The organism is Kitasatospora sp. NPDC087315, from assembly GCF_044744345.1.
In the GTDB taxonomy this organism is placed as follows: Bacteria; Actinomycetota; Actinomycetes; order Streptomycetales; family Streptomycetaceae; genus Kitasatospora.
In genome coordinates this window covers 265,133-276,559 of the sequence record NZ_JBIUYD010000011.1, presented here as the reverse complement: position 1 = coordinate 276,559, position 11,427 = coordinate 265,133, and the positions used below count along the sequence as shown (strand labels likewise).

The window sequence follows — 11,427 nt, the reverse complement described above, 5'->3', positions numbered from 1 at the left end:
GAGTTGCCTACGCGTCACACACAGCGTCCTACCGGATTCCGCCTTCGGGTGGGCACGGAACCGCAATATTGATCACGACATCACACAGGCCCTAGTACCGGTAGGTGGCGGCCACCGCGAGGTGGTCGCTGCCGTCCCGGCCCAGGGTGCGGGAGTCGGTGGGCCGCAGGCCGCCCTTGCTCATGATCTGGTCGATCCTGGCCATCGGGAAGCCGGCCGGCCAGCTGAAGCCGAAGCCGTCCCCGGCGGCGCCCTGGGCCGAGCGCATCTGCGAGGTGACCGGCGCCAGGCTGCGGTCGTTCATGGTGCCGTTGAGGTCGCCGAGCAGCAGCACCTTCTTCAGCGGCTCGGCCTGGATCGCGTCGCCGAGCGCCTGCGCGCTGACGTCCCGCTGGTCGACGGTGAAGCCGCCCTCGGCCTTGAGCCGGACCGACGGCAGGTGCGCGACGTACACCGCGACCGGGCCCTGCGGGGTGGTGACCTGGGCGCGGAAGGCCCTGGTCCAGCCCATCCTGATGTCCACCACGGACACGTCGCCGATCGGGTACTTCGACCAGAGGCCGACCGTGCCCTCCACCACGTGGTACGGGTAGGTGCCGGCCAGCCCGCTCTCGTAGGTGCGCAGCGGCTTTCCGGCGAGCTCCTGGAGGGCGACGATCTGGGCGCCCGAGTCGTTGAGCAGCTTCACGGTGCCCTGCGGGTCGGTGTTGGCGGCGGCCACGTTGTGGCTGACCACCGTCCAGTCGCCGGTGCCGCCGCTCCGGTCGCTGAGCAGCCCGCCGAACAGGTTGAACCAGATCAGCGCGGGCAGCAGCAGCGCGAGCAGGGCGGTGGCGGAGCGCCGCAGCAGAGCGGGCACCAGCAGCACCGGGACGGCCAGGCCCAGCCAGGGCAGGAAGGTCTCCAGCAGACTGCCGAGGTTGCCGACGCTGTTGGGCACCTCGGAGTGGAAGGCCAGCAGGGCGGCGGCGAGCCCGGCGAGGAGGGCGATGACCAGGCCGCGCCGCCAGGTGGTGCTCCCCCGGCCGTCCCGGCCCCAGTGCCGGAGCCCGAGGAAGCCGCCGGTGCCGCCACCGGTGCCACCGAACCCGTTGATGCCGACCCCGTTGATGCCGGGGCCCCCGGCGATGGCCGGGCCGCTCCCGCCGTTCTCCGCCACCGGTGCCGTAGGCCGGTCCGCCCTGTCCGCCTGCGCCATTCCGTGGCTCCCGTCGTTCGTGCCGTCTGCCGGTCCGACGCCGGATCCGCGCGAGGAGCGGACGACTGCCGGACTGGTGCCGGTTTGATCGGATTCCCGGCTCAGCCTATGTCGGGACAGACGCGGGGCCCGCCGGACGGGTTCCGGCGCGGTCCGTTTGGTGAGTCATGCCACGCCCGACGGCCGCGGACGAGCCCTAACGGCTCCCGGGCTGCGGGGCGAGCCCGCTGAGCAGGGCGTCGATCATCCGGGCGGCCAGCCCTGGATCGTCCAGGTCGGAGTCGTCCCAGAGCACGCTGCGGGCGAGGATCGGGCCCAGCAGCAGGTCGCCGAGCAGTTCCTCGTCGAGGTCGGAGCGGAGCGCCCCCTCGGCGATGCCGCGCCGGATCACCTTCTGCGCCATCTGCCGGCGCGGCGTGATCACCCGGGCGCGGTAGGCGGCGTGCAGCTCGGGCCAGCTGTGCATCTGGCCGAGGGCGGCCTTGAGCACCCAGCGGGAGCGCTTGGCCAGACCGCGGATCCGCATGTACTCGATCATCGCGATCAGGTCGTCCCGGACGGAGTCGCCGGTCGAATCGGGCACCGGGGCCTCCAGCCGGCTGACCATGTCGACCAGCAGGGCCTCCTTGTTGGGCCAGCGCCGGTAGATGGTGGCCTTGCCGACTCCGGCGGCGGTGGCGATGCCCTCGATGGTCAGCTCGGACAGCGTGGTGCCGCCCGCCATCAGCTCCTCGACCGCGGTGAAGATCGCCTGCTCGGCCGCCTCACTGCGCGGGCGGCCCCGGCGCGGGGCGGCACAGGGCGTCTCGGCCGTGGTGTCCGTCTTCATCCCCGCTCTTCTCTCTGCGTGTTCCGGGCGTTCGCGGACGCGCGGAGCCGTTCCGTTTCCGATTGTCGTCCGTGGACGGGGCCCGGCGGTAGCCGCGTGGCACCGACGGTGGCCCTGCCGCCCCAGACGTACCCGGAGTGACAGGGCCCCATTCTCGCCCAGCGACCGCAGGTCAGGCGCCCGCCGCCTCCGTCTCCCGGGCCGGCCCGGAGCCGCCCGCCGTCTGCTCGGCGGCGGCCGGGGCCCCGCCGGGGCCGCCGGTGATCCGGCCAGGGAGCAGGAACCAGGCCAGCAGGGCGCCGACGGCGGTGACGCCGGCGGATATTCCGGCCACCACGTGCATGGCGTTGATGAAGGAGTCGTTGGCCGGACCGATCAGCTCGGCGCCCTGCGGCCCGAGCTTCCCGGCGATGGCCCGGGTGGCCTCCAGGGACTCGCCGGCCTTCTCCCGCAGGGCCTCGGTCGGCAGGTGGTCCAGCTTGTCGGCCATGCCGTCGCGGTAGACGGTGGAGAGCACCGCGCCGAGCACGGCGACCCCGAGCGAGCCGCCGACCTGGCGGAAGGTGTTGTTGATCGCCGAGCCGGCGCCGGCCTTCTCGCGCGGCAGCGAGGCCATGATCGCGACGGTGACCGGCGGCATGACGTGCGCCATGCCCGAACCCATCAGCAGGCCGAGCACGATCAGGACCCAGATCGGCGTGGTGACATCCAGCAGCAGGTAGCCGAGGAAGCCGAGGGCGATCAGCACCATGCCGCCGGCGCAGGTGGCGCGGATGCCGATGCGGTCGACCACCAGCCGGGCCCGGGGGGCGAACAGCAGCTGCGCGGCGGCCAGCGGCAGCATCAGCAGACCGGCCTGGAGCGCGCTGTAGCCGCGCACGCTCTGTATGTAGAAGACGCCGAAGAAGGAGACGCCCATCAGCGCGAAGAAGACCACACCGACCACGACCACGGAGGCGCTGAACACCTTGTTGCGGAACCAGGTGACGTCCAGCGCGGGGTGCGCGGTGTGCTTCTCGAACCAGACGAAGGCGGCCAGGGCCACCACGCCGACCAGCATCGGCACCCAGGCGCCGACGGCGGTGAAGTCGGCCAGCTCGCCGCCCTTGATGATGCCGTAGATCAGCGAGACCAGGCCGATGATCGAGAGCAGCACCCCGACCGGGTCGAGCCGGCCCGGCTTCGGGTCCTTGGACTCGGGGACCAGCAGCACCATCGCGACCAGGGCGACGATCACGATCGGGACGTTGATCAGGAAGACCGAGCCCCACCAGAAGTGCTCGATCAGCAGGCCGCCGGTGATCGGGCCGATCGCGATGGCCAGGCCGACCGCGCCGGCCCAGATGCCGATCGCCTTGGGCTGCTCGGAACGGTCGAAGACGTTCATGATGATGGCGAGCGTGGCGGGCATCGCCAGCGCGCCGCCGACGCCCATCAGGGCGCGGTAGCCGATGAGTTCACCCGGCGAGGCGGCCAGCGCGGACAGCAGCGAGGCGACGCCGAAGACCACCATGCCGGCCAGCAGCGCGCGCTTGCGGCCGAAGCGGTCGCCGAGCAGGCCCGAGGTGAACAGCAGCCCGGCGAAGACCAGGGTGTACGAGTTGATCGACCATTCCAGGTCGCTCTGGCTGGCGCCGAGACCGGTGGGCGCCGGGGACGCGATGGTCTTCATCGCGACGTTGAGGATCGAGTTGTCGAGCACGACGACGAGCAGGGCGAGCACCAGGGTGCCCAGGATGGCCCAGCGCCGACGGTGGATTGCTTCCGGCACGCGGGGTGGCGCGGCTGCGGTGGTCATTGGTGTTCCCGTCCGTGGTGGCGTGACACTGGCGGGCATTTCCGAGTCGCATACGTCTCGTAACCCCCGGACCAGAGTAGCGCGACTTTCGATACGAGACGACTCCGTTTCGTAAAGACCGGGCAAAGACCGGTGTGCGGCAGATCGCACCGAACGGCGCGCACGCCTCTTTGCGCCCGCGCCGAGGCGTGCAAGCATGGAGGTGATCCGGGGACGCCGCACGGCGCCACGAGACGACAAACCTTCAGGAGCCCGTTCGATGAACGCTTCTTCGCCTTCGCCTGCCCAGAACCAGGCGTCGACCACCACCCTCTACGGCGGGGTCACCAACCGCCGCGTCACCGTCCGCGATCTCGCCGCGGCCAAGCAGCGCGGCGAGCGGTGGTCGATGCTCACCGCCTACGACGCCCTGACGGCCGGCGTCTTCGACGAGGCCGGGATCCCCGTCCTGCTGGTCGGCGACTCGGCCGGCAACTGCCACCTCGGCTACGAGACCACCGTGCCGGTGACCATGGATCAGATGGTGATGCTCGCCGCCGCCGTCGTCCGCGGCACCAAGCGCGCCATGATCGTCGCCGATCTGCCGTTCGGCTCGTACCAGGAGTCCCCGGCCCAGGCCATGCACAACGCGGCCCGGCTGATGAAGGAGGCCGGGGTCGGCGCCGTCAAGCTGGAGGGCGGCGAGCGCAGCGCCCGCTCGATCGAGCTGCTGGTCGAGGCCGGCATCCCGGTGATGGCGCACATCGGTCTCACCCCGCAGTCCGTGCACGCCTTCGGCGGCTACCCCGTCCAGGGCCGCGGCGACGAGGCGGCCCACCAGCTGCTGCGCGACGCCAAGGCCGTCCAGCAGTCCGGCGCCTTCTCCGTCGTGCTGGAGGCCGTGCCCGCCGAACTGGCCGCCCAGGTCACCGAGCAGCTGGCGATCCCGACCGTCGGGATCGGCGCGGGCGTGGACACCGACGCCCAGGTCCTGGTCTGGACCGACATGGCCGGCATGACGGCGGGCCGGGTGCCCAAGTTCGTCAAGCAGTACGCCAACCTGCGGGCCGTACTCGGCGACGCCGCCCGCGAGTTCGCCGCCGAGGTGACGGCCGGCACCTTCCCGGCGCCGGAGCACACCTTCCACTGACCGGCCGGCGGACGCCGCCGACAGCAGAGCCCCGCTCCCCGTGGAGCGGGGCTCCTGTCGTCTCCCGGCACCCGCCGACGGCGCCGTGACAGCGAGCCGACAGCGAACCGACAGCGGGCCGACCGGTCCGACCGGGCGGCGACAGACCGCTGACAGCGGGACCGGACAGCCTGAAGGCATGACACGCATCGCCACCGCCCCGAACGACCGGGGGCCCGCCGCAGGCAACGCCGTCGAGGTCCACGGCATCGTCAAGCACTACGGCGCCACCAAGGCGCTCGACGGTGTCGACCTCACCGTCCGCGAAGGCACCGTGCTCGGTGTGCTCGGCCCGAACGGGGCCGGCAAGACGACCCTGGTCCGCGTCCTGTCGACCCTGATCAAGCCGGACGCCGGCACCGCCGTCGTCGGCGGCTACGACGTGCTGCGCCAGCCGAAGCAGCTGCGCCGCACCATCGGGCTGACCGGCCAGTACGCCTCCGTCGACGAACTGCTCTCCGGCTACGAGAACCTCTACCTGATCGGCCGGCTGCTGGACCTCTCCCGCCGGGACGCCAAGGCCCGCGCCACCGAGCTGCTGGAGCGCTTCTCGCTCACCGACGCCGCCAAGCGCGTCGCCAAGACCTACTCCGGCGGCATGCGCCGCCGCCTCGACCTGGCCGCCAGCATGATCGGCAGCCCCCGGGTGCTCTACCTGGACGAACCCACCACCGGCCTGGACCCGCGGACCCGCAACGAGGTCTGGGACGAGGTGCAGCGGATGGTCGCCGAGGGCACCACCGTGCTGCTCACCACCCAGTACATGGAGGAGGCCGAGCAGCTCGCCGACGAGCTGACCGTGATCGACAAGGGCCGGGTGATCGCCGCCGGCGGCGTCGCCGAACTCAAGGCCAGGGTCGGCGGCCAGACCCTCCAGGTCCGCCCGGCCCACCCGGCCGAGCTGCCCGAGATGGCCCGCTGCCTGCACGACACCGGGGTCACCGCCACCTTCTCCGCCGACACCGGCCTGCTCTCGGTGCCGATCACCGGGGAGAAGCAGCTCACCGCCGTGGTCGGGGTGCTCGGCACCCGGGGCTTCGCCATCGCCGGCATCGACACCAAGGTGCCCAGCCTCGACGAGGTCTTCCTCACCATCACCGGCAAGCCCGCGGCCGCCGCGGACACCGCCCCCCGCCTCGTCAAGGAGCCCGTCGCATGAGCACCGCCACACTCGCCCCCGCCCGGGCGGAGGACAGCCGGATCGGTCTGGCCGGCACCTTCCGGCACATCGGCGCGCTGACCCGCCGCAACCTGATGCGGATCAAGGCCGACCCGGAGTCGATGTTCGACGCGGTGCTGATGCCGATCATCTTCACCGTGCTGTTCGTCTACGTGTTCGGCGGAGCCGTCTCCGGCAACCAGGACGCCTACAAGCAGTACATGATCCCGGGCCTGCTCGGGCAGACCGGCATCACCCTGGCGATGGCCGTCGGCACCGGGCTGAACAGCGACTTCCAGACCGGGGTGATGGACCGCTTCCGCACCCTGCCGATCGGCCGGGCCTCCGTCCTGCTCTCCAAGATCGCGGCGGAGACCTGCCGGGCCCTGCTCTCCTTCACCATCATGATCGTCTTCTCGCTCTGCATCGGCTTCGAGGTGAAGACCGGCCCGCTGGAGCTGCTGGCCGCGATCGGCCTGTCGCTGCTCTTCGGGATGTCGGTCGTCTGGATCTCGATGCTGCTGGGCATGGCGCTGCGCAGCGCCCAGGCCGTCCAGGGCGTCTCGATGCTGGTCCTGATGCCGATGCAGTTCGGCAGCTCGATCTTCGCCCCGGTCGACACCATGCCGGGCTGGCTGCAGGCCTTCACCCGGTACAACCCGCTCTCCGCGCTCGCCGACGCCTGCCGCGGCCTGCTCAACGGCCAGGGCGCGGTGGCCCATCCGGTGCTGATCGTGCTGGTCTGGTCGGCCGGCATCACCGCGGTCTTCGCACCGCTCGCGGTGGCCCGGTTCCGCAAGCGGACGTGACCGCGGGCCGTCGATCCACCGGTCGGCCGGCTTCGGGGGGACGGGCCCCGAGGCCGGCCGGCCGGTCCTTTCCCGGCCCGTTCCCGGGGCGGCCGGGAGCGGACGGCCGGTCAGCCCGTGGGCGGGACGACCAGCCGGTCCAGCAGCTCGGCGGTCTGCACCGGGGTGAGGCCGTGGCCCTCGGCGAGCGCCGCCTCGTAACCCTCGTCCCCGAGCAGGGCGCGCAGCCCTTCCTCGGCGCGCTCCCGCTCCCGGCGGTCCAGGTAGCTGCCCTTCGGACCGTTCAGCCCGGCGTGCGCACCCAGCAGTACCGCGGCCCGGCGGGCCGGTTCCGGATCGCCGTCGCGCTCGGCGAAGGCCTGCAGCACGCCGACGGCCGCGGGCGCCACCATGACCGTCATGTGCTCGCCGAAGCCGCTGGCGGTGTGCATCGAGCTCAGCAACGACCGCCCTCGCCGGAGCAGTTCGAGCCCCTGCTCGGGATCGCCGGCCCGGGCCAGGATCCAGCCCCGGGTGGTCGTCAGCAGCCCGCCGACCAGGCCGGGGGCGAACGCGCCGACCCGGCCCTGGTCCAGCAGCTCCAGTTCGGCCAGCGCCTGCTCGTACTCGCCGCGCTGGGCATGGATCCCACAGAGCATCAGACGGCCGAAGAGGAGCGCGCCGTTGGCGGCCTGGTTGGGCCCGGGCCCGTCGATGGAGGCGAGGGCCGCCCGGATGACCCGTTCGCCCTCGTCGAGGCTCTCCTCCAGCAGCGCACTGCCCAGATGCACCCGCAGCATCGGCACCTCCTGCGGGGCGCCCAGCTCCTCGGCCAGCTCGATCGCCCGCCGGTACGCGTCGGCGGCCTCCCGCGACCGGCCCTGGTTGGCCATCGACTCGCCCCGGGCCGCGTAGGCCTGGGACATCCCCCAGAGGTCGCTGCTCCGGCGGTACAGCTCCAGCGACTCCTCGCCGTCCCGGACGCTCTGTTCGAGGCCGCCCGGCCAGTCGTTCATCACCTTGGCCCGGACCTGCAGGATGAACGCCAGGTCACCGGGCCCGCCGTGGACCCGGCAGCCCTCCACCGCGTCCTCCAGGAGCTCCTTCATCAGATCCAGCCGGCCGACCAGGAAGGCCCCGAACACCCGCATCAGCCCGGGGAACCGGTACCCCTGCGGCAGCTCCGGGGTGTACACGTCGATCATGCGCTGCGAGATGGCTATCGCCTCCTGGTCCCCCAGGACCTCCAGGTTCCCCTCGAACAGGCCGACCAGCCGGTACATCGCGACCATCCGGCGGGTCTCCGCCGCGACCCCCTCGGGCATCGGCAGGCCGTACGCCAGCACGTGCCGGTCCAGCGGCACCGGCGGCGGGGCGTCCGGGGCGAACGGGTCCGGGCCGAGCGCCGCCACCGCGTCGTACCAGCCCCGGGCCTCCAGGCTGAAGCCGCGCAGCGACCAGTACCAGCTCATGCCGAGCGCGAGGGCCAGGCCCTCCTGCTCGTCGCCGCGGTCCACCGCGCGGCGCAGCGCGGCCCGGATGTTGTCCTGCTCGCGCTCCAGCACCGCCAGCCAGTCCAGCTGCTCCGGCCCGTGGATGCGCTCCTCGGCGGCGCACACCAGCGCGCGGAAGTGCGCGACGTGGCGGCGTTCGGTCTCGTCCCGCTCGGCCGCCCCGGCCAGCCGCTCGACGGCGTACTCGTGGATGGTCTCCAGCATCCGGTAGCGCGGCGGTCCGCCCCCGCCGAGGTCGGCGACCAGCAGGGACTTGTCGACCAGCGAGAGCAGCAGGTCGGCGACCTCCTCGCGGGGGACGTCGGCGTCGTCGGCGCAGATCGCCTCGGCGTCCTCCAGCGTCCAGCCGCCGGCGAACACCGACAGCCGGCGCAGGACCGCCCGTTCGCGCTTGCCGAGCAGGTCCCAGCTCCAGTCGACCACCGCGCGCAGGGTCTGCTGGCGCGGCAGCAGGGTGCGGCTGCCGGCGGTGAGCAGGGCGAACCGGCCGTCCAGGCGGTCGGCGATCTGGCGGGCCGTCATCACCCGCAGCCGGGCGGCGGCCAGTTCGATGGCCAGCGGCAGGCCGTCCAGCCGGTGGCAGATCTCGGCGCAGGCCTCCGGTTCGCGCCGCGGGTCGAAGCCCGGGCGGGCGGCGGCGGCGCGCTCGGCGAGCAGGCGCAGGGCCACCGGGTCGGGCAGCGGCTCGACCGGCAGGACGGTCTCACCGGGGACACCGAGCGGCTCGCGGCTGGTGGCGAGCACGGTCAGGCCGGGGCACTCGGCGAGCAGCCGGTCGGCCAGGTCGGCGGCGGCCTGGACCAGGTGCTCGCAGTTGTCCAGGACGAGCAGCATCCGGCGGCGGCCGCAGTGCTCGACCAGCCGGCGGACCGGGTCGTCGGTACGGGGCTCGATCACCTCGGCGACCATGCCGCCGGTGTGCAGGAGGGTCTCGCGCAGGCCGAGCGCGGAGACCACCGCGGCCGGGACGGCGGCCGGGCTCTCCAGCGGGGCGAGCTCGGCCAGCCAGACGCCGTCCGGCCAGGACCCGGCGGCCTGTTCGGCGCGGCCGGCCTCGACCGAGAGCCTGGTCTTGCCGGAGCCGCCGGGACCGGTCAGGGTGACCAGCCGACTGCCCGTCAGGGTGGCGCGCAGGGCGGCGAGATCGCTCTCCCGGCCGACGAAGCTGGTGAGCCGGCCGCGCAGATTGCCCGCGCTGCGGGCCGGGGGCGCCTCCGGCGGCGGCCCGGGCCGCACGGGGGCCGCGGGCTGCTCGGGCCGGTCCGCCGGGGCCAGCAGCTCGGCGTGGAGCAGCTGGAGCCGGCGGCCCGGGTCGGCACCGAGCTCGTCCGCCAGGGCGCGCCTGGTCCGTTCGTAGTGGCGCAGCGCCTCGGCGGTGCGGCCGCTCTCGTGCAGCGCCCGGACCATCAGGTACTGCAGCGACTCGTCCAGCGGCTGCCGCTCGCACAGCTCGGCCAGCTCCGCGGTGAGGTCGGCGGCCCGGCCGAGGCCGAGGTCGGCGGTGATGCGGTGCCGGCAGGCCTCGTCGCGCTGCGCCTCCAGCCGGGTGGCGGGGCCGCCGCGGTCGGGCAGGTCGGCCAGGGCGGGGCCGCGCCAGAGCGCCAGGGCGGCCCGCAGCCGCTCGGCGGCCAGCGGGTGGTCGCCGTTCTCCAGGGCCCGGCGGCCCTCGGTGGAGAGCCGCTGGAACTCGGCCAGGTCGGTCCGCGGGTCGGTGAGCCAGTAGCCGGCCGGGCCGGAGCCGACCTCGGCGCGGCCGATGGTCCGCCGCAGCCGGCCGACCAGGGTCTGCAGCGCGGCGGAGGAGTCCTGCGGCGGTTCGGCGTCCCACACCTCGTCCACCAGCAGGTCGGCCGGGACCGGCCGCCCCTGCCGCAGGGCCAGCGCGGTGAGCAGCGCCCGCAGCCGGGCTCCGCCGAGCGGGACGGGCGTGCCGTCGTCATGGTGGGCCGTGGTGGTTCCGAGGATGCCGTAGTGCACCCGCCCATTCTGGTCGATGCCCGCCGGTGCGCACGCACATTTGTCCCCGTCCGGAACCGGGACCGGGCTGCCGTACGTTCACCTGGGACGGCTTGTCCGGCGACGGGCCCGCCCGGCATGATCGGTCCTCTGCCCGCACCCCCGACACTCCCGGAGCACCCACACCATGACCTTCGCCGCAACGCAGCGCTCACGCAGCGAGGAGCGCCGGATCAGTCCGGTGTTCTGGGCGCTCCTCGCGATCCTGGGCACGTCCGGCTGGGCCGTCTACGCGGGTTACGGGAACGCCTCGTTCGGCGTCTTCCTGTTCGTGGTGGCGGGCTGGATGGTCTCGCTCTGCCTGCACGAGTACGCGCACGCGCGCACCGCGATGCACGGCGGCGACCTCACCGTCGGCGCCAAGGGCTATCTGACGCTCAACCCGCTCAAGTACGCGAACGTGCTGCTCAGCTTCGTCCTGCCGATCGTCTTCGTGATCCTCGGCGGCATCGGCCTGCCCGGTGGTTCGGTCTGGATCGAGCGGCACCGGATCAGCGGGCGGCTCAAGCACAGCCTGATCTCGGCGGCCGGCCCGCTGGTCAACGTGGTCTGCGCGGCCCTGCTGCTGGTCCCGGTCGGCGCGGGCTGGCTGGACGACCCGAAGGTGCACGCCGTCTGGCACGGCCAGGAGCTGGCCGTCTCGCCGCTCGCCCTGGCGCTGGGCTTCCTCGGCATGCTGCAGCTGAGCGCGGCCCTGCTGAACCTGCTGCCGGTGCCCGGTCTCGACGGCTACGGGATCATCGAGCCCTGGCTCTCCTACGGGACCAGGCGCGCGGTCGAGCCGTTCGCGCCGTACGGGATGCTGGCCGTGTTCGCCCTGCTGTGGCAGCCGGAGGTGAACCGTTTCTTCTTCGACGCCGTCTACGGTCTGATGGACGTGTTCGGCGTCGACCGGGCGTACGCGGTGTTCGGCCGGGAGCTGTTCACCTTCTGGAAGAACTAGCGCGTTTCGGTAGG

At 73.0% G+C, this 11,427-nt stretch carries 8 protein-coding genes; 4 read left to right on the top strand and 4 right to left on the bottom strand.

The window, feature by feature from the left end:
* Positions 1–91: 91 nt before the first annotated feature.
* From ACIO5D_RS18565 to ACIO5D_RS18555, 3 genes are all read right to left on the bottom strand, one after another.
* Entirely contained in the window at positions 92–1,198 is a 1,107-nt protein-coding gene (locus ACIO5D_RS18565) for an endonuclease/exonuclease/phosphatase family protein (protein WP_400796370.1), read from the bottom strand.
* A gap of 196 nt (positions 1,199–1,394) precedes the next feature.
* Entirely contained in the window at positions 1,395–2,027 is a 633-nt protein-coding gene (locus tag ACIO5D_RS18560; protein ID WP_363609977.1) for a TetR/AcrR family transcriptional regulator, read from the bottom strand.
* Positions 2,028–2,199: 172 nt separating this feature from the next.
* Entirely contained in the window at positions 2,200–3,825 is a 1,626-nt protein-coding gene (locus ACIO5D_RS18555) for an MFS transporter (protein WP_363609979.1), read from the bottom strand.
* Positions 3,826–4,084: 259 nt separating this feature from the next.
* Between ACIO5D_RS18555 and panB the strand changes: the two genes are divergently transcribed.
* The 3 genes from panB (at position 4,085) to ACIO5D_RS18540 (ending at position 6,961) form a co-directional block, all read left to right on the top strand.
* Positions 4,085–4,954, top strand: a complete 870-nt coding sequence (panB, locus tag ACIO5D_RS18550; RefSeq protein ID WP_363609981.1) for a 3-methyl-2-oxobutanoate hydroxymethyltransferase — start codon at positions 4,085–4,087, stop codon at positions 4,952–4,954.
* A 178-nt stretch (positions 4,955–5,132) separates the two neighbouring features.
* A complete protein-coding gene (locus tag ACIO5D_RS18545) occupies positions 5,133–6,152 on the top strand; it encodes an ATP-binding cassette domain-containing protein (protein WP_400796367.1) in 1,020 nt (339 codons plus the stop codon).
* Positions 6,149–6,961, top strand: a complete 813-nt coding sequence (locus tag ACIO5D_RS18540) for an ABC transporter permease (protein WP_363609985.1) — start codon at positions 6,149–6,151, stop codon at positions 6,959–6,961. Before ACIO5D_RS18545 ends, ACIO5D_RS18540 begins: the two co-directional genes overlap by 4 nt.
* Positions 6,962–7,071: 110 nt before the next feature.
* On the opposite strand, the gene ACIO5D_RS18535 is transcribed toward ACIO5D_RS18540, so the two are convergent.
* On the bottom strand, positions 7,072–10,431 hold the full coding sequence (locus ACIO5D_RS18535; RefSeq protein ID WP_400796364.1) for an AfsR/SARP family transcriptional regulator: 3,360 nt from the start codon (positions 10,429–10,431) through the stop codon (positions 7,072–7,074).
* 166 nt (positions 10,432–10,597) lie between these two features.
* Here ACIO5D_RS18535 and ACIO5D_RS18530 point away from each other — a divergent pair, with 166 nt between their 5' ends.
* Positions 10,598–11,413 carry a site-2 protease family protein gene (locus tag ACIO5D_RS18530; RefSeq protein ID WP_363609989.1) on the top strand — a complete coding sequence of 272 codons (816 nt, stop codon included), beginning with the start codon at positions 10,598–10,600 and terminating at the stop codon, positions 11,411–11,413.
* The last annotated feature ends 14 nt before the right edge of the window (positions 11,414–11,427 follow it).

Coding starts and splice junctions, on each gene's coding strand:
- ACIO5D_RS18540 (WP_363609985.1), top strand. CDS start 6,149: ATGAGCACCGCCACACTCGCCCCCGCCCGGGCGGAGGACAGCCGGATC.
- ACIO5D_RS18555 (WP_363609979.1), bottom strand. CDS start 3,825: ATGACCACCGCAGCCGCGCCACCCCGCGTGCCGGAAGCAATCCACCGT.
- panB (WP_363609981.1), top strand. CDS start 4,085: ATGAACGCTTCTTCGCCTTCGCCTGCCCAGAACCAGGCGTCGACCACC.
- ACIO5D_RS18530 (WP_363609989.1), top strand. CDS start 10,598: ATGACCTTCGCCGCAACGCAGCGCTCACGCAGCGAGGAGCGCCGGATC.
- ACIO5D_RS18565 (WP_400796370.1), bottom strand. CDS start 1,198: ATGGCGCAGGCGGACAGGGCGGACCGGCCTACGGCACCGGTGGCGGAG.
- ACIO5D_RS18560 (WP_363609977.1), bottom strand. CDS start 2,027: ATGAAGACGGACACCACGGCCGAGACGCCCTGTGCCGCCCCGCGCCGG.
- ACIO5D_RS18545 (WP_400796367.1), top strand. CDS start 5,133: ATGACACGCATCGCCACCGCCCCGAACGACCGGGGGCCCGCCGCAGGC.